This is a genomic window from Candidatus Accumulibacter meliphilus (assembly GCF_036625345.1).
Lineage (GTDB): Bacteria > Pseudomonadota > Gammaproteobacteria > Burkholderiales > Rhodocyclaceae > Accumulibacter > Accumulibacter meliphilus.
Window position 1 is genome coordinate 92,259 of record NZ_JAZKTZ010000008.1, and the last position, 22,103, is coordinate 114,361.

Below are 22,103 nucleotides of genomic sequence, written 5' to 3' on the forward strand. Positions count from 1 at the left end.
GAAGATTTGAATCTGCTGAGTGGGCAGCGCTGAAGCATGACGACGCCGGCCCAGTAGTGGCAAGGCGTTGCGGTGGGCAGGCAAAAAAAACCTTCGCACAAGAGGGCTAGACAGCCGGGCGGACTTCTGGCAGGATAGGTGGAGCGTAATCAATCTGCGCTTCAGTCGGAGGTTTTGCGATGCTTGCAACGAGTGCGGGGGAATGGGTGCACTGTGGTCGCGTGTTCAGCGCGACGGAGATTGCCGAGCTCTGCGCGACGGTCGCGTGGCTGCCGGGATTGGCACGCAAGGAGTTGGCGGCGACGGTCTGCGAGCACCTGGGGTGGACCACCCTGACGGGGACGGCGAAGATCAGCGCCTGCCTGGAGCTCCTGGAACGTTTGCAGGCGGCCGGATTGCTGGTCCTACCTGCGTTGAGGCCCTCGCCGCCGCGCCGTTGCGCGCCGCCCTCGGCATCCGCCACCCCCGTTGCCGAGCCGGCGGTGCACTGCGCCCTGTCGGCGCTCGCGCCGGTGTCCCTGGCAGTGGTTCGCGACGCGACCCGGGTGGCGCAGTGGGATGCGCTGGTGGCGCGTTGGCACCCGCTGGGTTTCCAGGGGGCCTTCGGTTACCGGCTGCGCTACTTCATCAAGGCGGGCGACCGGCGGCTGGGCTGCGTCCTGCTGTCCGGTGCTGCCCGCGCGGTGGCCGTGCGTGATCAGTGGATCGGCTGGACGCCCCAGGCCCGCCGCGAGAACCTGGCGCGGGTGGTGAACAACAGCCGCTTCCTGATCTTTCCGCACGTCCGGGTGCCGCATCTGGCCAGTCATGTGCTCGGACAACTCGCGCGCCGCGCACGCGCGGACTGGCTCGAACACTGGGGCTTCGAGCCCCTGCTGCTGGAGACCTTCGTCGATCCGCGTCACTATGCCGGCACCTGCTACCGTGCCGCCGGTTGGCAGTTGCTTGGGGCAAGCAGCGGGCGCGGGCTGGCCCGCCCTGGCCAGTCCTATCACAGCACGCCCCGCCAGGTGTGGGTCAAAGCGCTGACCTCGGATGCTTGCGCCTCGCTGTGCGCCGCGCCGGGGAGCCCGCGGTCATGAGCAAACCTTGCCGTCGCCCGACACGCGTTGCCATCAAGAAACTGCGCTCGGAAAAGAAACGGCAGGAGAAGGTACTGAACGCGAAGCTGCGCGCAACGGGACAAGTCCCCCACTCAGCCGCTCCATTGCCCAACAGAAGCTCGGCCTTCGCGACCGTCGACGAGGAACAAAAGGCCCGCGAGGACGCCGTGAGCAAACAGATGCGCCTCCTGCGCAAAGAGCTGCCCGCCTTGCTCGCTCAACTGGAACAAATTCCCGACCCGAGAGATCCCAAAAAGCGCCGGCACAAGCTGACCGTGCTTCTGCTCTACGGCTTGCTGATGTTCGTCTTTCAGTTCTCCTCCCGGCGCGAGACCAACCGCGAAATATCCCGTCCCCAGTTCATGGCCAACCTCCACCTGCTGTTCCCGGAGATCGATACCCTGCCACACGCCGACACCCTGTTTCGGCTGCTGCGCGACATCGACCTTGACCACCTTGAGCAGGCCCACGTCGATCTGGTGAAGCGGCTGATCCGCGGCAAGAGCTTCCGCCGCTATCTGATCAACCACTGCTACCCCATCGCCATAGACGGCTCGCAGAAGGTCGCCGGCGACACCCTCTGGGCGGAGGAACTCCTGCAGCGCACCGTCGGCAAGGAGGAAACCCGCCACACCCAGTACTTCGTCTACGTCCTCGAGGCCAGCTTTGCCTTCCACAACGGCCTGGTCATCCCACTGCTCAGCGAGTTCCTCGAACACGCGCTGGGCGATACCGAAGCGCAAAAGCAGGACTGCGAGCTGCGCGGCTTTGTGCGCTTGAGCGACCGGCTCAAGACGCTGTTCCCCCGCCTGCCGATCCTGCTCCTGCTCGACGGCCTCTACGCCAACGGGCCGGTGATGCGGCGCTGCTTGCGCGCCCACTGGCAGTTCATGATCGTGCTCAAGGACAAGGATTTGTCCACGGTCTGGCAGGAGTTCCGCGCGCTCCACGCCCTGAAGCCACAAGTTGTGCAGCGCGGTTGGGGAAGACGCCGACAACACTTCAGCTGGGTCAACGGCATCGACTACGCCTTCGCGGCCAACGGGCGTCAGCGTCTCAAGCTGAACCTGGTGGTCTGTGAGGAAAGCTGGGAGAAGATCGATGAACAGGCCAGGACCGTCACCGAAACATCGCGCCACGCCTGGCTCTCCAGCCAACCGCTCAGCCAAGACAATGTCCATGAGCGCTGCAACCTCGGGGCCCGCCACCGCTGGGGCATCGAAGCGGGCTTCCTCGTCGAAAAACATCAGGGCTACCACTACGAGCATGCCTTTGCCCTCGACTGGAATGCCATGAAAGGCTATCACCTCCTCATGCGCCTGGCGCATGTGTTCAATACCCTGGCACGCTTCACCCGACAGCTACGCGATCTCTATCAGCAACTCGGCGTGCGCGGTGCCATCGCCTTCATCCGAAGCTCCTGCGCCGCCCCCTGGCTCGACCCAGCACGAATCCGCGCGCTCCTCGCCGCTCCATTCCTGCTTCAACTTGAGTGACCTCACACAGGCGTACCCGAAACATCCTCTCGAGCGCGGCGTACGCCGCGTTCGGAAAGGCTCGCCTGGCGATCGTACCGCCGTCCAAAAAATTCTTTCGGCATCCTCCTGGCTGACTCCACCACCCGTCCTTTGCCGCTAGCCAACCGCAATTTGACCGCCTCGACCGCAAAAGCGGGCGTTACCGGCAAATGAGCCTGATTCGGCTGGGTCATGCGTCAGGGCTGCTGAGTGGGGGTTCAAATTGCAGTGTACCGGACGATGTGTTAAAAGGTGATTCGTTAGCAAAATCACCCGCACGCCCTCTCGCCATGGTCTTTTCGTTTTTCAAGAAGCCGCCGCCGGACAAGAAAATGCCTGTCCGGCCAGCCGCCGTGCCTCCGTCAGCAGACGATCGGGGCGCTGCTTCTGCTGCGTCGTCCAAAGAAAAGCCGAAACCGGCCGCTGCGCCGGTGGGCCTCGCCCGCTCGGACGTCCCCTTCGCCACTCCGGCGACTACCCGCGAAGGGCCAGCGCTGGAACTCAGCGAGTTTGTGTTCAGCGAGATTGCCGCCGAGTTTCAGGTCGAAGCAGAGCTTGATCCGCTCGACGCCGAAGCCGAAGAGGCGGCGATGCTGTATTCCAATGGACAGGACGCTGCCGCCCGCTCCTTGTTGGAGAAGGCGATCCGCGAGTGGCCCTCTGGCCCCGGTGAACGCTTGTGGCTGATGCTCTTTGATCTGCTGCGCTTGACCAGCCAGAAAGCTGCGTTCGACACCTTGGGGATTGAGTACGCACAAGCCTTCGAGAAATCGCCTTCGCTCTGGCGAGACGTCGCCGTCAGCGCACAGGTGCCCGGGAAAGTGGTCGGAACGGCACTCTTCAAGGGTGAATTGCTCGCCGATAACGATGCCGGATTTGACGCGGTTCGCCTGGCACTCAAGAAGAATGCGCATCTTCGCCTCGACTTGTCGAAGCTGCGCAAACTCGACGCTGGCGGTTGTGAACGGCTTCTGGCGCTGTTGCAGCAAGCCCGTCGGGGTCGGGCCGAGATCGATCTGCTGGGCCGCGATTCCCTCGGTGTTTTGCTCGACGACCACATCGCGGCCGGTCGCCCGGAAGACCGGTCATGCTGGTTGCTGAAACTCGAACTCTGCCAGTTGCGCGGGCAACTGGAGGCCTTCGAGGATATGGCGATCAACTATGCGGTAACCTTTGAAATTTCGCCGCCGTCCTGGGAGTTTGATCGCGTGGCGGATAGCGAGCCTGCGCCGCTGGAGCTGGCGGCGGCCGACCAGCTGCTAACCGAGGCCTACGTTATCAAAGGCGAAATCAAGGGTGCCCGTTTCGGCGACCTGCAGGCGTACGCCAGCGCCAACGATCCCGTTTTGATAGACTGTTCGACGGTGACGCGCATGGACTTCCTCAGTGCCGGGGCCTTGCTCAACATTCTGACCGCGGTGAAACGCTCGGGTCGACAGATTATTGTCCGTCACCCAAACTACCTGCTTGCCGAATTGTTCCGGGTCGTTGGCTTGCGTGGCGTGGCGGAAATCGAATTAGCCAGGAATTAAGGCGAAAGTCGCCTACGCGACTCACGAAGTACAAACCACGGGAGTTCTGGATGGATCAATACCACGGGACGACGATTCTGTCGGTTCGCCGCGGCAAGTGTGTGGCCATGGGCGGCGACGGGCAGGTGACGCTCGGCAACCTGGTGATCAAGGCCAGTGCGCGCAAAGTTCGCCGTATCCATCAGGGCCAGATTCTCGCCGGTTTTGCCGGGGGCACAGCGGATGCCTTTACACTCTTCGAACGCTTTGAAGCAAAACTCGACAAGCATCAGGGGAATCTCATGCGCTCGGCGGTTGAGCTGGCCAAGGACTGGCGCAGCGATCGGGCACTGCGGCGGCTCGAGGCGATGCTCGCCGTTGCCGACCGGGAGAATTCGCTGATCATCACCGGCAATGGCGATGTCGTCGAGCCAGAATACGGTATCGTGGCCATCGGCTCAGGTGGGGCTTTTGCGCATTCGGCGGCACGGGCGCTGGTCGAAAACAGCGAACTTGATCCGACCGAAGTGGTCCGCAAGTCGCTACAGATCGCCAGCGAGCTGTGCATCTACACCAATCAGAACTTCACCATCGAGGTGCTGGAATAAACATGTCGTCCATGACTCCGCAGGAAATCGTTCACGAACTCGACAAGCACATCGTCGGTCAGGGCAAGGCCAAGAAGGCGGTGGCCATTGCCCTGCGCAATCGCTGGCGGCGGGCGCAGGTGGCCGAGCCGCTGCGCCAGGAGATCACTCCCAAAAACATTCTGATGATCGGCCCCACCGGCGTCGGCAAGACCGAAATCGCCCGTCGCCTGGCGCGGCTGGCGAACGCGCCGTTCATCAAGGTCGAGGCCAGCAAGTTCACTGAGGTCGGTTACGTCGGCCGCGACGTCGAGACGATCATTCGCGACCTGGTCGAGGTTGCCATCAAAAACGTTCGTGAGCAGGCGATGACGGGCGTCCGCGAGCGTGCGCAGGACGCCGCGGAAGAGCGCCTCCTCGACGCTTTGCTACCGTCCGCGCGTGCCACCTACTTCAATGACACGCAGGCGTCCGAGGAGAGCACGACCCGACAGAAATTTCGCAAGAAGCTGCGCGAAGGGGAGCTCGACGACAAGGAAATTGAAATCGAGGTTGCCGCCCCGTCGATGCAGGCCGAGATTTTTGCGCCACCAGGGATGGAGGAGCTGACCTCGCAAATCCAGGGTATGTTCCAGAACATGGGTAGTGGTCGCAAGAAGTCACGCAAACTGAAGATATCCGAGGCGCGCCGCTTGTTGATTGAAGAGGAAGCGGCGAAGCTGGTCAACGACGAGGATGTCAAGCTGACGGCGGTCGGCAAGGTCGAGCAGAATGGCATCGTCTTTCTTGATGAAATCGACAAGATCGCCTCGCGTAGTGACACCCACGGCATCGACGTCTCGCGCCAGGGAGTGCAGCGCGACTTGCTGCCTCTGGTTGAAGGTACGACGGTGTCGACCAAGTACGGGATGATTCGCACCGATCATGTGCTGTTCATCGCCAGCGGCGCTTTTCACCTCGCCAAGCCTTCGGACCTGATTCCCGAGTTGCAGGGTCGCTTTCCGATTCGTGTCGAACTGGATTCGCTGTCGGTGGCTGACTTCGAGTGCATTCTGACCCAGACCGATGCCTGTCTGACCAAGCAATACGAGGCGCTGTTGACCACCGAAGGCGTGACGCTGGATTTTTCGGAAGCGGGCGTCAGGCGGCTGGCGGAGATCGCCTGGTCGGTCAATGAGCGAACCGAAAACATCGGCGCCCGCCGGCTCCATACGGTCATGGAGCGTTTGCTCGAAGAGGTGTCGTTCTCGGCCAGCGAGGGCCGCTTCGATAAAGTGGCCATCGACGCCAACTACGTCGACGCTCGTCTCGCTGAACTGGCGAAAAACGAGGATCTGTCGCGCTACGTCTTGTAAGTGGTGGCAATCGCGGCTCGCAGACCGCAGACAGCAGACCGGCCTCACCGGCAAATTACCCGTCCCCAGCGCGCTGGCCTGCCGATAAAATCTCCGTCGGGCGGGGCTGCCTGCGGATTACTTGATGACCAGCACCGGCAGTTCGGTCAGATGAATGACGCGCGTAGTGACCGAGCCCAGCAGGATGCCGGCCACCGAGCCGAGGCCACGTGAGCCCATGACGATCAGCGTGCCGCCGTGCTCTCTGGCGTAATCGGCGATTGCGTGCGCAGCCTCGCCGATCATGATGTGCTTCGAGTAGGCGAGGCCTGCCGCCTTCGAGTCTGGTGCCGGCCTCGGCCAGGGCCGTCTCACCGGATTCCCGGTGGTAGTCTTCGACGTTGTCCTTGCTGACAAAACGAGTGACGTCCGATGGCAGCGCTGCCTGCACGTTCACCAGGCTGATGGTCGGCGGCACGGTGCAGGATGGCGCTTGCTGCACGACATGCTCGACGGCACGCAGACTAGGCGCTGAGCCGTCGACGGGAAGCAGCCAGTGTGCTTTCACTTCGGTTTTCCTTCCATGAGTTCTTCGCTGTTCGGCGCGGCAAGCTCGCTGCTCGGATGCTTGTCATGTTGTCGGCTGGCGAGTAGCTTTCCGAGCGCCACGACCGCGAGGGCACCGAGCGCTGACGCCAGGTACGTACTGTAGGGAACAATCTCGCGCCAGCTTGCCGGGACCATCGGGTCGGTGAGCAGCATGCCGCCGCCGATCCAGCCCAGCAGTCCGCCGCCGGCGGTGATCACCACCGGGTAGCGATCCATCAGCAGCAAAACCAGTTTGCTGCCCCAGACAACGATCGGGATCGATACCGCAATACCGAAAACCACAAGAACGATCGATCCATGCGAGGCCGCGGCGACGGCGATGACGTTGTCGACGCTCATGACGGCGTCGGCGATGATGATCGTCTTGATGGCGCCGGCCAATGTCGCGCTGGTCGCGATGTCGCCATGCTCATCCTCGTCTTCCGGGATCACCAGCTTGATGCCGATCCAGAACAGCAGCAATCCACCGACGATCTTGAGGTAAGGAACGGCGAGGAGTTGCAGGGCGAAATAGATCAGGACAACGCGCAGCCCTATCGCTCCGACGACACCCCAGAAGATTCCCTTGTTGCGCTGTGCTTCGGGCAGCTTGCGGCATGCCAGAGCAATGACCACGGCGTTGTCGCCACCGAGCAGGATATCTATGGCGATAATCTGGAGGACGGCGATCCAGAAGGTCGACGAGGCGAGGTCGGGCATTGGTTTGTCTATCCTTGTTGCCGCTTGCGCCTCCCGCCCGTCCGCCTGTGGCGATGTTCGGAAAACGGTGGCGCGATGCGAGGGCGATGCGTCTGCACATCCAGAGTTCGCTGATTGTCTCACACCTGCCCGGCCGTATTGAGCCCGCGGATTAGGGGGGCGAAGGCGGGGCCTCCTTATCCGTTCGCGTCGCCGCTCTGTCCTGGCAGAGGGCGGATAGCGGATGGCAAGTGAACAACGGAAAACGGCGCCGTGTAGCACGGCGCCGTTTCTGCTGCTGTTCTCTGCAGTTTCAGTCTCAGTCCATCGCTTCGTACAGCGGTAGCGTCAGAAACTCGGGGTACTCGGCGCTCAGCGACATCTTGTCGAAGATCACCGCTGCCTGCTCGTAGGTGGCCGTCTCTTCACCCTGCTGGCTGACCGCTGCCTTCACTTTCGCCAGCTCCTCGGCGATCATGCCGCGCACCATCGCCGCGGTGACCTTGCGGCCATCATCGAGAACGCCTTTCGGGGAAACTACCCACTGCCAGACCTGTGAGCGCGAGATTTCGGCGGTTGCTGCGTCTTCCATCAGGTTATGGATCGGCACGCAGCCGTTGCCCGCGAGCCAGCTGCCGAGGTAGTGAATGCCGACGTTGATGTTGTTGCGCACGCCCGCTTCGGTAATTGGTTGCGAGGGTTGGAAGTCAAGGAAGTCCGCGGCGGTGAACACCTCGTGACGCTGCTTTTCCCACTGGTTCGGGCGATCACCGAGGACTTTCTGAAACTCCTCGGCAGCGATCGAGACCAGACCCGGGTGGGCGACCCAGCCGCCGTCGAAGCCGTCCTTGGCGTCGCGGGCCTTGTCGTGGCGGATGCCGGCCAGTGCTTTTTCATTGGCCTCGGGATCGTTCTTGATGGGGATCAGTGCGCTCATGCCGCCCATCGCCGGAGCACCGCGCGAGTGACAGATTTTCACCAGTTGCAGCGCATAGCTGCGCATGAACGGAACTTCCATGGTGATCGCGGCGCGGTTGGCGAGGCAGAAGTCAGGGTCTTTCTTGAACTTCTTGATGCAGGAAAAAATGTAGTCCCAGCGGCCGGCGTTGAGGCCTGCGGAGTGCTCACGGAGTTCGTAGAGAATTTCTTCCATCTCGAAGGTCGCCAGAATGGTTTCCACCAGCACCGTTGCCTTGATCGTGCCGCGTGGCAGGCCGATGTGCTCCTGGGCCATGACGAAGATGTCATTCCACAGGCGTGCTTCGAGGTGCGATTCCATCTTTGGCAGATAGTAGAAAGGGCCGGCGCCGCGTGCGATCTGTTCCTTGGCATTGTGGAAAAAGACTAGCGCGAAATCGAAGATGCCACCCGAAACGCGGCGGCCATCGACCGTCACGTGCTTCTCGTCGAGGTGCCAGCCGCGCGGGCGAATCTGCAGCGTGGCGACCTTGTCGTTGAGCCGGTACTCCTTGCCTGCTTCATTGACGAACGACAACTCGTGCCGAATGGCCTGGTAGAGATTGACCTGGCCTTGAATCTGGTTGTCCCACTTCGGGCTGTTCGAATCCTCGAAGTCGGCCATGTACGAGTCGGCGCCCGAGTTGAAGGCGTTGATCACCATCTTCGCTTCGACCGGACCGGTGATTTCGCTGTGGCGGCGTTCGAGGGCCTTGGGCAGCGGGGAAACGCTCCAGTCGCCTTCGCGAATATTTCGGGTTTCAGGAAGGAAGTCGGGCACCTCGCCGGCGTCGATAGCCGCCTGGCGGTCGATGCGCGCCTGCAACAGCTCCTGGCGGACGCCTTCGAACGCACGGTGCAGTTTGGCGACCAGAGCCAGCGCGTCGGTCGTCAGAATGGTTTCGTAAGCGGGCTTGATGGGGGCGTTGATTTCCATTCCGGCGGGCAGGTTGAGGCTCATGTGGTGGCTCCTGTGAAAGGTTTATGATGCAGCTCATGAATTCTATTAGACGCGACATTGAAAGAGAAGAGCGATTAGAATCAAATCATCTTTTACCTCAGGTATGTAATCGGGCTCGTGGATCATCTCAAGCAAATTCGCGCCTTCGTCGAATCGGCGACTCGCGGCAGTCTCTCGGCGGCAGCCAGGGTGGAAGCCGTTACCCCCGCCGTGATCGGGCGCCGTCTCGACGCGCTCGAGGCGCGCCTCGGCGTCAAGTTGTTGCTGCGCACGACGCGCAAGCTCTCCTTGAGCTTCGAAGGACAGGCCTTCCTTGAAGACTGTCAGCGAATCCTCAATGAGTTGGCCAACGCCGAGGCGGCGGTTTCGCTCGGTGGCGTAAGGGCCAGCGGTCATCTCAAGGTTTCAGCGCCGGCGGGTTTCGGGCGGCGGCACGTGGCGCCGCAGGTGGCCGCATTCATGGCCGAGAACCCGGAGGTCAGCGTCCGGCTCGACCTCAGCGATCGTGTCGTTGACCTGCTCAACGAGAGTGTTGACTGTGCCGTGCGCATCGGTGAAATGGCCGATTCGAGTCTCGCCAGCAGCAAGCTCGGTGAAATGCGTCGCGTGGTGGTGGCCAGTCCCGCCTACCTGGCGAGGCATGGGCAGCCTCTGGTTCCGCCGGATCTGGCGGCGCATAACTGCTTGTCGCTCGACCAGCAGCGCGGCTGGGCCTTGCGCGAAACACTGACCGGTGAAGTCGTGCAGCGTAAGGTGTCGGGGGCATTCGAGTGTAACGATGGTGCGGTCCTGCACGAGTGGGCGCTGGCCGGCAAGGGCCTGGCCTGGCGATCAGTCTGGGAAGTGGGCGACGACCTGCGGTGCGGACGGCTGCTTTCCTTGCTTGACGACTACGCGGCGCCCCCGGTGGGCATTTATGCGGTATTTCCGCAACGCCGGCATTTGCCGCTGCGTGTGCGCTTGTTCATCGATCGCCTGAAGACGACTTTCGGCGATTCACAGTACTGGGGGCTGGTCAATTAAAGCGCTGCGTTACGCGTTTCGGTGGGCTCGAGACCATAGCCGTCTTGTCGTGGTGGCGCGCAGGCGAAGCGCCATGTTGTCAGGGCGAGAGTCTGCGGGCACAGACCTGCCTGGCCGCAAGGCCGGTCTGTGCCACTGCTCGCTCATTGCGGCTTGGCGGCTGCTTTCTTGGCCGCTCGCAGCAAAGCCTTGCGTGCTTTTTCGGCCCTGATGTGCGCCAGTGCCTGCGCGCGGTTGCACTCCTTGCAATAGGAATGCAGGCCATCGGCACTGCGCGAGTTCTTGTGAAACTCGAGCAGCGGCTTTTCCTGCTTGCACTTGACACAGACTTTCGTGGCCATGGGGATTACCGGATCAGGGGAAATGTTTACGGGACAGGGGGCGGACAGCGGGGAGGCTGGCTGCGACGGAGGGTGGTAGAACGCTGCGGCCGTCCCCTTGTCGGCCAGGCCGTGCTGGCGACCGTCGTCCAGGTAGCTCGGAAAAGGCAGCAGCGATTGGTCGAGGCGCTTCGCGGAATCGCCCGCCGGGGAGGAAGTGAGAGTTGTCATGGGCTCTATCCAAGTGCGCAGCGCGAAAGCTGCTGGTGGGGGTTCTTTTTCCGAAGATGTCGTGGCCGCTTCCCGGCTATGGGTAGCGGCTTGGCCCGACCGTTCTAAAAAGCCTGCTAATGCGCGTCAAACGAAATACGATTGTCGAAGCTCACTCGCCGGATTGGCGCATGGCAGCCGTTGGTACTTTCCGCCTGCACAAATCTTTCCCAGGGAAGTGGCAGATTGTTGGTGCAATGAAACAAAAACCAGTCCGGTCAATGGCCTGGCGCGACGTTCGCTGCGGCCGAGCAGGGGAGCTCCGCGGACGACAAGTCGTTGCAGTTTCACAGTCCTTGCCCGGAGGCTTGCTAGCCTTTCCCGTTAAACATAAGCAAAGACTATGCCTAAGAATAAGCGGAGTTTATTTAATCAGTGACTTACGGTTTTGTTTATTCGACCGCGGCCAAGCTGGCGGCGGCCGCTGTAAAGAAAGCTGACAGTTGCCTGTCGTCGGGAGCCGGCTGCCCCGTAGTTGCCGCGCCAGGGCGCGATGCCGTGGCTCAGGCGCTGTGGTCGAAGGGCTGTGGGCTGCCAAGGAGGCTGTCGATGTCGACCAGGTCAAGCTGTTGCGCCTGCATGAAGCGTCGGGCGTAGTCCAGATAAACGCCGGAGCGCAAGAACAGGGCAAATAATTCGGGGTCGATGTGTTGCTCGCCTTGCATGCGCGACATGATCGCCAGTGCTTCGGAAAGGGTTTTTCCCTTCTTGTACGGACGGTCGATCGCCGTCAATGCCTCGAAGATGTCGGCGATGGCCATCATCCGTGCCAGCGGACTCATCTGCGTGCGTGTGAGCCGGCGCGGATAGCCACTACCATCCATTTTTTCGTGGTGCCCTCCGGCGATCTCCGGGACCTGGCTGAGGTGCTTCGGAAACGGCAGTTGCGAGAGCATGATCAGGGTCTGGACGATATGCTCGTTGATCTTGTAGCGTTCCTCTTCCGACAGCGTTCCCCGTTCCACGGCGAGGTTGTAGAGCTCACCGCGGTTGTAGAGCAGGGCAGGGACGGCCATGCGAAATCCCCATGGGTTATCGTCCGCCAGTCGATCCTGCGGTCGTCGCGCGAAGAGGTGCTCCGGCTTGTCGGCGAGCAGGGCTTCGGCGACCGGCAGAATGGCGGCAGGGGTTCCTGCCTTGCGCTGTTGTTCTTCGTAGGAAATACCGAGTCGATCATTCAGCGTACGCATCCAGGTGCGCGCAGCGATGGTCGTCAGGCGCGCGATCTTTTCCTGGGCCATGAACTCGCCACCCTGGTTACAGCTGGCGACGAAGGCAAAGTCTTCGTCGATCTGCCGCAGTTCGGTAGCGAGTCGGGGACGTGTCGATGTGCCGTCCTCGCCTCTGGCCTCCGCTTGTAGGCAGCTGATTTCGGCATCACGTTTGAGCACCTCAAAGCGCATGCGCACCTCGTGAATGCGGTCATGAATGGTTTCCAGTTTGGTCGCCTTGTCTACCACGTATTCGGGTGTGGTGACTTTGCCGCAGTCGTGCAGCCAGGCGGCGACGTGCAGCGCTTCCCAATCGTCGTCGCTGAGATGAAAGTCCCGGTAAGCATCGCCATCGTCAGCGCAGGCGGCACGGGCCAGCATCTTGGTCAGTTCCGGGACGCGTGCGCAATGACCTCCGGTGTAGGGGCTCTTGGCGTCGATTGCCGCGGCTATTAACTGAATGAATGCCTCGAAGAGATCTTTCTGCGCTTTGATCAGCGCCTTGCTTTCAAGGGATACTGCTGCCGAGCCGGCAAAAGCTTTCACGAAGCTCAGGCGGGCGTCGTCGCTGCCGGTGTCGCAGAGCAGGAGCATGGCACCGACCAATTCGGCCTTGCGGTTAAGCAAGGGAACGGCAATGGCGTTGTTGGCGTCGGCCAGGCCTGCCGAGCAACCACCCAGTGCCGCAATATCCTCGGACTGCAGGTAGCCGGCACGCGCGATGCCATCGGCGAGCGCCGCGCCAAGCAGCGGGCCGGCGGACAAGGTGTCGATCGTTGGCAGTGCGCCGCCGAGGTCGGATCCGGTATGGGTCAGCGCAGCGGCCGGTTTCAGCTGCGTCCCGTCGGCCAGATAAAGGATGCCGGCACGTGCTTGCGATGCCGATAGCGTCTCGGCGAGCAATTGCGGCAATAGTCGGTCGAAGTTCTGCTCGGCGGCGACGGCATGGCTGATGTCGAGAAAACGGCGGATCGTTCGTTTCATGGCCTCCATGGTTTCCGCCAACTGACTGACTTCCTTGATTGCAGAATTGGCGGCGATCGCTTCCGAGAAGTCGAGGTGGCGGATCTTGTCTGCCTCCCTGGCCAGGCGGGCAAGCGAGCGTGAAATGCTGCGCGCGAGCCACCAGGTGAACGGAATCGTCAGCAGTAGCACCAGCACTGTGGCGATCGCCGAACGTTCGATCAACTGCACCGCGCCGGCCATCAACTCGCTCTCGGGAACCGCGGTGACCATGTACAGGGGGGGCACATCGTCCTTCGCCAAAAGGCTGATCGATGCCCGCCATGGCGTGCCATCGATGTCGATGCGCAGTGTCGAGGGTTCTCGTGCCAGCGGGTTTTCTGCCCTCTGGCGGACGCTTGCAAGGAGCGGTATCAGTGCTGGCACACCTAATTCGTCGAGCCTGGCCAGCGAGGGCTTGCCGTCGGCCGTGGCCGATGGCCGCACCAGGCTGGCGACATCTTCGTAAGCGAGCGCGTAGCCGTCTGCATCGACGATTACCAGTTCGTTGCCTGGCGTTACCTTCTGTTGGGCCAGCGTCTGGCCAAGGCTCTGTAGCTGGATGTCAGCGCCGGCCACGGCTTGCCCGTCGCCGCTCCGCTTGGCCAGGGTGAGGCCTACCTGTCGGCTGGAGAAAAAGAGGTAGGGCGGCGTCGCGATCTGGGTCGGCGAGGCCATGGCCTGGGTAAACCAGATGCGTTGCCGCGGATCGTAGGCCGCCGCGTAGTCTGGCCGGTCGTCGTCACGCAGGGTATGCAGGTCGGCATCGAGATAGATGAAGCTCCCGCGGGGCTTGCCGCCGGCTTGCTCGATACTTTGCACGACGTACCTGGCGCCCGCCGGTGCTCTGGCGGTCTCATTTTCGGCGCCGTGACCGATGCGGCCGACGAGAAAAAAGTCACCATTGGCGTAGCCGACGTAGAGCGAGGACAGCGCCGGCGAACTGTCCAGCGCCTGGCGCACGAATTCGAGGCTCTTCAGACGTTCCTTGAGTGACTGCGCACGTGTGATCTGTTGCAGGCTCAGCAGCCTGGTCGCCACTTCGGCTGGCTCGACGATGCGTTGCATCTCGATCCGCGCTTCACGACTGATGCGGGTGGTGAGGTCGGCTGCAGCCGTCTCAAGCAGTTCGCTGCTGAGTTTGTAGCCGATTGCCGTGAGGACGCCGCAGATGACCAGAATCAGCGCCAGAAAGAGTGTCGAGATGTGCACATGCAGCGGGTAGCGATGGCGCATTTGCCTGTCCTCATGGCGGCTACTGGATGGCCAAGGATAGCGCTCGACAGGGCAGTTGATCACCTACTTCATCACGGAAAGTGGTTTGCAAGGACGCGATTTCTGGCCGAGGCGCGCCCGTTTTCTGCGGGTGCAACAAGCGTCGTGCGTGCGCGCATTCCCGCTCCGTCCGCTGTGTACAACAGGCGCCGCTTTCGCCTGCGCAGGCGTCGAAACCCGGTTCAGTCAGCCGGGCTGAGCGCAAAAAAAAAGCCGCGCGATGCGCGGCTTTTGGCGACTCACTGTTCGCTCAGTGGAACTGCTCTTCTTCGGTCGAACCGGTCAGCGCGGTGACCGACGAGGTGCCGCCCTGGATGACGGTGGTGACGTCGTCGAAGTAGCCGGTGCCGACTTCCTGCTGGTGCGAAACGAAGCTGTAGCCGCGGTCGCGGGCTGCGAATTCCGGCTCCTGAACTTTTTCGACGTAGGCCGTCATGCCGCGTTTGACGTAATCCTGCGCCAGATCGAACATGTGGTACCACATGTTGTGGATGCCGGCGAGGGTGATGAACTGGTACTTGTAGCCCATCGATCCGAGTTCTGTCTGAAACTTGGCAATCGTTGCGTCGTCGAGGTTCTTCTTCCAGTTGAACGACGGCGAGCAGTTGTAGGCGAGCATCTTGCCCGGGTGCTTGGCATGCACGGCTTCGGCAAACTGGCGCGCGAATTCGAGATCCGGCGTGCCCGTTTCGCACCACACCAGGTCGGCGTAGTCGGCGTAGGCGACGGCGCGCGAAATCGCCTGCTGGAGACCTTTGTTGGTTTTGTAGAAGCCTTCCCCGGTACGCTCGCCGGTGACGAAGGGCTTGTCGTTGTCGTCGCAGTCGGAGGTCAGCAGGTCGGCTGCTTCGGCATCGGTACGCGCGATGACCAGGGTCGGCACCCCGCAAACGTCGGCAGCGAAGCGTGCGGCGATCAGCTTCTGTACGGCTTCCTGCGTTGGCACCAGGACCTTGCCCCCCATGTGGCCGCATTTCTTGACCGAAGCCAGCTGGTCTTCCCAATGCACGCCAGCTGCGCCGGCGCGAATCATTGCTTTCATCAGTTCGAAGGCGTTCAGCACGCCGCCAAAACCGGCTTCGGCATCGGCGACGATCGGCGCGAAGTAGTCGATGTAGCCCTTGTCACCGGCGTTCACGTCTTTCGAGCACTGGATCTCGTCGGCACGACGGAAAGAGTTGTTGATGCGCTCGACGACCTTCGGCACTGAATCCACGGGATACAGCGACTGGTCGGGGTACATCGCCGCGTAGGAGTTGTTGTCGGCGGCAACCTGCCAGCCCGACAGATAAATCGCTTTGACCCCCGCTTTGACCTGCTGCATCGCCTGACCGCCGGTCAGCGCACCGAGGCAGTTGACGAAGGGCTCGCTGTTGACCAGATCCCACAGTTTTTCGGCGCCGCGACGGGCAACCGTGTATTCGATCGGGAACGAACCACGCAGGCGTACGACATCGGCCGCCGAATAGCCGCGCTTGATGCCTTTCCAGCGGGGGTTCTCGGCCCAGTCTTTTTCAAGTTCGGCGATCTGTTGTTCTTTTGTACTCATGATTTGGCTCTCCAGGATTAGGAAGTGCGGTTGCGACAAGAGTGGCGCCCGGGGGTCGAAGCAGCAACAGAGACTCGACAGCGGGTAACCAATGGTATCCAGTATAACGGCCTTTGCTAATGCAGGCAACAGTCTTATATAAGACATAAGATGTTATTTTTTTTAAGGCAAAACAGCTGCTTGCCGTTTGCGTTCCGCATTGCGGGACGAAATTCTCCAGCGCGAAATGCTTCCCGTCTATGCCTCATGGGTTTTCGGCGCGAAGACGAGTTCGCGATGAATCACCGCCCAGCGCTTGCAACGAAGCTGTTCACGGTTTTCGGGCCGGCTATCGTGGCGCGACCGGACAAGGGCCGCGGCGAGCCGCGCAGCGACCAGGCAGATGGCCCTGAAGATCGCGCCACCCGAGGCGTCGTCGGCCAGCTCGGCCGAGATAAGCCGGGAGATATGGGAAAATTTCGCGGCCGGCGTCGTCGCCAGGACCGCGCAGGCTAGTGCTTGACCAGGTCGCGCTCGGCGGGCCAGGGCTGGCTGACGCCGGCCTACCTGTACGGCGTCGAAAGCAGGCGATACGGCGCCAGATTGCGATTGGTCAGGCGGGTGCCTTCCATATAGACACGCTGGACGGGACTCGCCGAAATGGCCGCCCCACCATAGTCCCGAAGAACCTTGCTGACATAGGCCATGGTTTCCGGAAAAGGCGGAACGCTGTTTCCATAACGGATGACGGCTCCTTCACCAGCGTTATAGGCTGCCAGGGCTAGCGGCACACTCTTGAAACGGTCCAGCAACTGACGAAGGTAGGTGGTCCCTGCACCAACGTTGCTCTCGGGATGGGCCGGATCCGAAACGCCAAAGCGCCTGGCCGTATCTGGCATCAATTGCATCAGGCCGACCGCCCCTTTCGGGGACACCGCCTCGGGACGATAGCCCGACTCGGCGCGAATGACCGCATGCACGAGGGCCGGATCCACGCCCTTGCCACGCGCATGGCGCTCGATCAGGCCGGAGAACTGGCCGTCAGGCTTGCTGTTCCTGGCGGTGCTCGCTGTCGCATCCCTCCTGGCACGATAGTCTGAACGCTGAATGGTCAGGACAAACGGATTCGGCCCCTTGCCCGCTTTGCCGGGTCGAGCGTAGGTCGCGCGAACGCCATCTCGCGCCTGGCTGAACGCGGGCGTTGACAGCAGCGCTGTCGCCGCCAGGAGCACGCCAGCAAACAAGAGGCTTCCTGTTCGGCGAGTAGGCGCCTCAATAGGCACTGCTGTCCTTGAAGACCAGAATGACGGTACGGCAAACGATGTACAAATCCATTTTCAGCGACCAGGTGCGCAGATACTCCAGATCAAAGTCGATCCGCTTTTGCATCTTGTCGAGCGTTTCCGTTTCACCACGGTAACCGTTGACCTGCGCCCAGCCGGTAATGCCCGGTTTGACCTTGTGGCGCACCATGTAGCGCTTGATCAGTTTGCGGTAGGTTTCATTGTGCGCGACGGCGTGCGGGCGTGGCCCGACAATGCTCATTTCGCCGAGTAACACATTGAAGAATTGCGGCAATTCATCCAGCGATGTCCTGCGCAAGATAGCGCCAAGCCGCGTGATCCGCGCGTCTCCCCGGCACGCCTGGGCGACCAGGGGGCCGTCTTCGCAGACCGTCATCGAACGGAACTTGAAGACCACGATCTCCTTGCCATCGAGTCCGTAACGCCGCTGCCTGAAAATGATCGTCCCCGGCGAATCCAGGCGGATCAATGCGGCGATCAGCAGCAGGACAGGAGAAATGAGCAGCAGGATGGTCAGCGAGAGAACGATGTCGCTGCAGCGCTTGACCACCCCGTTCAGCCCGGCAAACGGCGTGTCACACACCGCCATGACGGGCACGCGGCCCACCGCATCCATCCGCGCCTGAATCAGATCCGTAACAAAGACATCGGGAACGAAATACACGGATGCGGTGGTGTCGGTCAGCGTATCGAGCAAGGAAAGGATGCGTGGCTGGCTGGTCATGGGCAGTGCCAGGTAGATGATGTCGATGGCGTCAGTCCTGGCATGTCCGGCGACATCGGCAAAGCGGCCGCACAGTCGCTTCGAGTCAATACCCACACGGCCAATGTCGCGGTCGTCGAAATAGCCGACGAGTTCGATCCCCAGTGTTGGATGAGCGGCAATTTCTGCAGCCAGGTGCGTCCCCAGTTCATTGCATCCGACAATCACCGCACGCTTCTTGTGGCCACTCATCGAGAGCAGCCGTGGCATCAGCAGGCGCAGGGCCAAATGACAGGCAAGCTGCAAGCCTGGCGTCAACCACAGCAAAGCGAGCAGCAACTCCTCGGGAAAAAGTTTGTAGAGGCCGGTGGCCCAGCCAAAGAAGCCCAGCAGCGAGGTGACGCCCAGCCAGCTCAGAAGCACGTCGCGAACGGTGACGCGAAAACGCTGTTCGATCATGCTCCTGCCAGGAAAACTCAGTGAAAACAGAAGGACACCGAGCACCACGTAGTGATGGTACTGATCGTCGCCCGACGCGTGCATGAGCCCCGCCAGAACGACCAGTTGGGCGACCGGGTCCACCAGCGACTCGGTCAGCCGGAACAGGGCGCCACCCGCCCGATTGACGCCAAGAAATGGTCGATTCGCAGCCATCTCAGAAACTGCCTTTCGGCCAACAATATGTCTTCATCACGGTCCTCTCCGGCATCGGCAAACGCAGCCAGCTGGTCACGATCGATCGTCTAGCGATCACAGAGTCATTTTATCGAGCGAACACAAGGTCACCGTGACGCAGTTCTCGTCCGGCTGTTCGCAGACATGGCAAGGTTCGTCCATCGACGATTTCGCCATGTGCTCACTCGATTCGAGCGCTGCGGTGCTGCCGGGAAAGCCAGCAATGGCGACGGATGCCTGGGTAAGCGAGTTGGCGGCCAGGCGGTGAGCTTGCAGGTGAACGAGACCTCGATCTTTCGCCCCTGCCTGCGTCGACCTGTCGCATGGCGGTGCAATCGCCGTCAGCACGCCGGTGAACTTAAAGAAGAGAAATAAGTAATGATCCTGACTTCATCACCAACAAGACTGAGCAGCGCGCAGGTCATCGAGACCATGCGCGGCTCGCTGTCCATTGCCAACCACTTCAAGCTTCTGGTGTGGCTGCAGGGGGATGTGCAGCGGATAATTCCTCATGACGCGCTGATTTCATACAGCGGGCCCATCGGCAGCGAGAATTGTCACTATGACGTCGTGTCTTCAATGCCCGGGATGCGCACGTCCAAACTGCCGCGCGACAAAATCTCGAAGCTTGGCCTAAATGCGCACCAACAATGGATGACTGCTGGCGCGACAGTCGCCTCGGCGGCCGTCCCCGACGACCTGGGGAACGACCACAGGGAAGGCGACTGCCTCGCGGCGACGGCGAGCATGAAATACAGTCTTTTCCATGGCATTCACGATGCGCGCTTCAAGCTCGACCACTTCTATGTCCTGCTGCGTCAGACAGGTCAGTTTACCGAGAACGAACAGCGACTGTTCGAACTGTTGCTGCCGCATGTCGATGCGGCGGTAAGCAGGATCGAAAGCCTGCAGACGCGAGGGCTGGCCCTCGCGCCCGTCGTGCCCGAGTCCGTCGTGCCCGAGTCCCTGAACCCGGCCGGCCTGAGCAGCCGAGAACTGGAAATCCTGCAGTGGGTTCGTCAAGGCAAGACCAATTTAGAAATCGGGATGATTCTCGGTATCAGCGGCTTCACCGTGAAGAACCACCTGAAGCGCATCTTCGACAAATTCAACGTCAGCAACAGAGCGCAGGCAGTCGGCAAGCTGGAACAAGCCATCCGTGAGGCCGCATCCCCGGTATTGACTTCCGCATAGTTTTCGGGAGGAATTGGGTAGGAGAGTCGTCGCTCGTTGGCGACCGCGAAGCGGCCCAGCCAGGACGACGGCGCCTCGTCCGGCGACCGGGTCGGTGGCCATCCGGTCACTCTCCCGCGACGAGAACCAAGCAAGCTTCCGGGCTGTGAACAGTGGTGCTGGTAGCGGCATGCGACCGCTGCCGGTGGGGTCGCCAGGCCGGCGAATGGCCCGCCTGCCGCTTTCTGTGGTCGATCGCCCGGCAATGCCGCGAATTGCAGCTTCCCGGATGTTTTGGCTCACCGCCGTAGCCATCGCCCCCTTTAAAACGTGCAATGCCGCTCGGCCACGATCTTCCCACCTCCCTGTGCGGCCGAGCGGCTAGCCCGTGATCACGCTTCTGCGGACCTGCGACGGCGAGCGACAGCACCAACAATTCCCAAACCTGCCAACAGCATGGCATAGGACTCGGGTTCAGGAACCGGCGCCATGACGAGGAAGTCCTGCTGAGTTCCGTTGTGCAGTTGGTCCACATGCTGCGTGATCGCATAGCTTCCCAAGTTCGCAAGAACAAGGTTCATGCTATCGAGAGCAGCTTGTGTCGACGACGCCGGGGTGGCCGAGATCAGCAAGTTGCCGTTTTTAAAACTGTACGGGCTTGTCGTATTGTTCTCGTTGAGAACCTCCCATATCGCGGATTGGACAGCTGCGGAGGTGTCTGCGTTGGTCGGCAAACCCGCGGTGAAGGCATAGGACATGAGCTGGTCCATGGCCGTAGACTTCGCGGCACCCCAAGCAGTGATCCCACTGACGACCGAATAGGTGTTCAGTACGGGATCTCCTTGATTCCAAGTGAAGCTTTCGAGAAGCTCGGTGCAATACGTCGCGAAGGACGCTCCGTTCAGCGTACCGTAGAACTGGCCGGCGCCCCCACTGTAATTTTTAAGTGAATTGCTGGAGTCGGTTAAGGTAACGGAAGCCGCTGGATTGTGTGTGAAGCCCGCGAGCTTGACTGTGTCGGCGGCCAGTGCCGGCGCGGCGAGAGCTGCGGAGACCGCGACTGCTGCGAGGCTCCTGACCATGAATCTGATTTCCATGATGTGATTCCTTTCGGTATTTATAGAGAGTTAATGATTTTTCTACTGGTTTGGGAAACTGGATGTTTCATACCCTTTTCCACGCCAGTCAATTTACGCGCCGGGATTTACTTCGACAATAGCCGTTTTGGGCCACTCGCCGGGTTTTCCTGTCGGCAAGCGGACTTCCGGCTCACGACTCTAATATAAAAGGAATAATGCGGACGCCATCCTTCAGAGGTCCGGCCGAGAAGAAAAAATCGGAGTGGCTGTTTTCGACAATAGTCCGTTTGGGCTATGCCGTAGTTTTCTGGATGCGTGCTCGTTCCCCAATCGTCTGGGTGCCGGAACCATTTAATCTGTTTTTTGTGACCGCAAGGTCTGGAAGGCGGGCGTGCCCCTTGTGCACCCCCGCGCGCCTGAATCAGGCGGGTGTTCCTGGAGCCTCCGACGAACGACGGCGGCGGGCGATTACGCCCAGCATGCCAAGGCCGGCCAGCATCATGGCGTAGGCCTCCGGCTCCGGGACCGGCGGGATGTTTTGAGATAGCAGATCGCCTGTCGCCTTGTCCTGGAGCGCATCCTTCAGGAACTGGACTTTCAGGTGGGGTAATGAAAAGTCGAGAGCGCCACTCGACGTAAAGCCAAGCGTCCAGCCCATGTTGTCCGTCAACGCGATTGGCGCGCCTGTGAAGCAGGCACCGTTCGTACCGCCGGTCTGGCAGCCGACGTTGGCGGAAAGCCCCTGCGATACGTTGGCGGCAAATGAACCTGGTCCGCTGATGGTGGCACTCGTTACGTCCCCGATCTCCTTGATCTCGAATGCCTTGATATAATTGATACCGGACCAGTCAGGAGTGGCACCGGTGGCGGCATTAAGAATGTCCAGTTGCAGGGTGTTTGAGTCAATCACCGTAGTGTTGAAAGTCACGCCCTGCCATGTAAGGCTGTTGTCAGCCGCTGCCGCTGGCAGTGCGGCGATGGCCAAAGCCGCCACGGCCACGCTCTTGAAAAGTTTGGTTTTCATGGTGATTTATCTCCTGTCCATTTGATTGATTGTTGTCACGGCCCATGCCGGTTGGTGAAACGCCGTGGGAGTGATTTTGTTTCCATTCATACGCGAGGCTAATCTACTTAACGCCCATTTTCGCAGCAATGGCGCATTCGGACTATTCCTGCTGCCGCCAAGATTTAAGGGGTTTTTGATTGAGGTATTCGCTCGGCGGAGATCGCGCTTAGTCCAAACGGACTATTGCCAGAAGCGAAGCGGCCAACTGACTTGGCGT

General features: G+C 61.0%; 18 protein-coding genes. 7 read left to right on the forward strand and 11 right to left on the reverse strand.

Going from position 1 to position 22,103, the window contains the following annotated elements; genetic code table 11:
- Window positions 1-179: 179 nt before the first annotated feature.
- From V5B40_RS16970 to hslU, 5 genes are all read left to right on the forward strand, one after another.
- Complete coding sequence (locus V5B40_RS16970) at window positions 180-1,082, forward strand: DUF4338 domain-containing protein (RefSeq protein ID WP_332353147.1); 903 nt, start codon at window positions 180-182, stop codon at window positions 1,080-1,082.
- Window positions 1,079-2,599 (forward strand): transposase family protein, encoded by a 1,521-nt coding sequence (locus V5B40_RS16975; RefSeq protein ID WP_332353148.1) that lies wholly within the window; start codon window positions 1,079-1,081, stop codon window positions 2,597-2,599. Before V5B40_RS16970 ends, V5B40_RS16975 begins: the two co-directional genes overlap by 4 nt.
- 452 nt (window positions 2,600-3,051) lie before the next feature.
- Entirely contained in the window at window positions 3,052-4,152 is a 1,101-nt protein-coding gene (locus V5B40_RS16980) for an STAS domain-containing protein (RefSeq protein ID WP_332355587.1), read from the forward strand.
- Between the two features lie 50 nt (window positions 4,153-4,202).
- Window positions 4,203-4,739, forward strand: coding sequence for an ATP-dependent protease subunit HslV (hslV, locus tag V5B40_RS16985; protein ID WP_332355588.1), 537 nt, complete (start codon window positions 4,203-4,205; stop codon window positions 4,737-4,739).
- 2 nt (window positions 4,740-4,741) lie between these two features.
- The gene (gene hslU / locus V5B40_RS16990; protein ID WP_332355589.1) at window positions 4,742-6,073 is read left to right on the forward strand and encodes an ATP-dependent protease ATPase subunit HslU; all 1,332 of its coding nucleotides are present in this window, start codon (window positions 4,742-4,744) and stop codon (window positions 6,071-6,073) included.
- Window positions 6,074-6,190: 117 nt separating this feature from the next.
- Here hslU and V5B40_RS16995 read toward each other — a convergent pair whose 3' ends face one another.
- The 3 genes from V5B40_RS16995 to aceB all read right to left on the reverse strand — a co-directional run bounded on the left by V5B40_RS16995 (window position 6,191) and on the right by aceB (window position 9,257).
- A complete protein-coding gene (locus V5B40_RS16995; protein WP_332355590.1) occupies window positions 6,191-6,427 on the reverse strand; it encodes a universal stress protein in 237 nt (78 codons plus the stop codon).
- Between the two features lie 189 nt (window positions 6,428-6,616).
- Window positions 6,617-7,360 carry a TerC family protein gene (locus V5B40_RS17000; protein ID WP_332355591.1) on the reverse strand — a complete coding sequence of 248 codons (744 nt, stop codon included), beginning with the start codon at window positions 7,358-7,360 and terminating at the stop codon, window positions 6,617-6,619.
- Window positions 7,361-7,658: 298 nt separating this feature from the next.
- On the reverse strand, window positions 7,659-9,257 hold the full coding sequence (gene aceB / locus V5B40_RS17005) for a malate synthase A (protein ID WP_332355592.1): 1,599 nt from the start codon (window positions 9,255-9,257) through the stop codon (window positions 7,659-7,661).
- Between the two features lie 117 nt (window positions 9,258-9,374).
- On the opposite strand from aceB, the gene V5B40_RS17010 reads away from it, so the two are divergent.
- Window positions 9,375-10,280 (forward strand): LysR family transcriptional regulator, encoded by a 906-nt coding sequence (locus V5B40_RS17010; protein WP_332355593.1) that lies wholly within the window; start codon window positions 9,375-9,377, stop codon window positions 10,278-10,280.
- 143 nt (window positions 10,281-10,423) lie between these two features.
- Here the strand turns inward: V5B40_RS17010 and V5B40_RS17015 are convergent, their stop codons facing one another.
- From V5B40_RS17015 to V5B40_RS17040, 6 genes are all read right to left on the reverse strand, one after another.
- The gene (locus tag V5B40_RS17015) at window positions 10,424-10,831 is read right to left on the reverse strand and encodes a hypothetical protein (RefSeq protein ID WP_332355594.1); all 408 of its coding nucleotides are present in this window, start codon (window positions 10,829-10,831) and stop codon (window positions 10,424-10,426) included.
- A gap of 542 nt (window positions 10,832-11,373) precedes the next feature.
- Window positions 11,374-14,319 carry an HD domain-containing phosphohydrolase gene (locus V5B40_RS17020; protein WP_332355595.1) on the reverse strand — a complete coding sequence of 982 codons (2,946 nt, stop codon included), beginning with the start codon at window positions 14,317-14,319 and terminating at the stop codon, window positions 11,374-11,376.
- A 289-nt stretch (window positions 14,320-14,608) separates the two neighbouring features.
- Complete coding sequence (gene aceA, locus V5B40_RS17025; protein WP_332355596.1) at window positions 14,609-15,907, reverse strand: isocitrate lyase; 1,299 nt, start codon at window positions 15,905-15,907, stop codon at window positions 14,609-14,611.
- Window positions 15,908-16,449: 542 nt separating this feature from the next.
- On the reverse strand, window positions 16,450-17,130 hold the full coding sequence (locus V5B40_RS17030) for a lytic transglycosylase domain-containing protein (protein WP_332355597.1): 681 nt from the start codon (window positions 17,128-17,130) through the stop codon (window positions 16,450-16,452).
- Between the two features lie 28 nt (window positions 17,131-17,158).
- Window positions 17,159-18,547: an undecaprenyl-phosphate glucose phosphotransferase gene (locus tag V5B40_RS17035; protein ID WP_332355598.1), complete on the reverse strand. Its 1,389-nt coding sequence runs from the start codon at window positions 18,545-18,547 to the stop codon at window positions 17,159-17,161.
- A 96-nt stretch (window positions 18,548-18,643) separates the two neighbouring features.
- Window positions 18,644-18,916, reverse strand: a complete 273-nt coding sequence (locus tag V5B40_RS17040; protein WP_332355599.1) for a hypothetical protein — start codon at window positions 18,914-18,916, stop codon at window positions 18,644-18,646.
- Window positions 18,917-18,946: 30 nt separating this feature from the next.
- On the opposite strand from V5B40_RS17040, the gene epsA reads away from it, so the two are divergent.
- Window positions 18,947-19,762: an XrtB/PEP-CTERM-associated transcriptional regulator EpsA gene (epsA, locus tag V5B40_RS17045; RefSeq protein WP_332355600.1), complete on the forward strand. Its 816-nt coding sequence runs from the start codon at window positions 18,947-18,949 to the stop codon at window positions 19,760-19,762.
- Window positions 19,763-20,133: 371 nt separating this feature from the next.
- On the opposite strand, the gene V5B40_RS17050 is transcribed toward epsA, so the two are convergent.
- Window positions 20,134-20,838, reverse strand: coding sequence for a PEP-CTERM sorting domain-containing protein (locus V5B40_RS17050; RefSeq protein ID WP_332355601.1), 705 nt, complete (start codon window positions 20,836-20,838; stop codon window positions 20,134-20,136).
- Between the two features lie 403 nt (window positions 20,839-21,241).
- Window positions 21,242-21,844, reverse strand: coding sequence for a PEP-CTERM sorting domain-containing protein (locus tag V5B40_RS17055; protein ID WP_332355602.1), 603 nt, complete (start codon window positions 21,842-21,844; stop codon window positions 21,242-21,244).
- Window positions 21,845-22,103 lie beyond the last annotated feature (259 nt).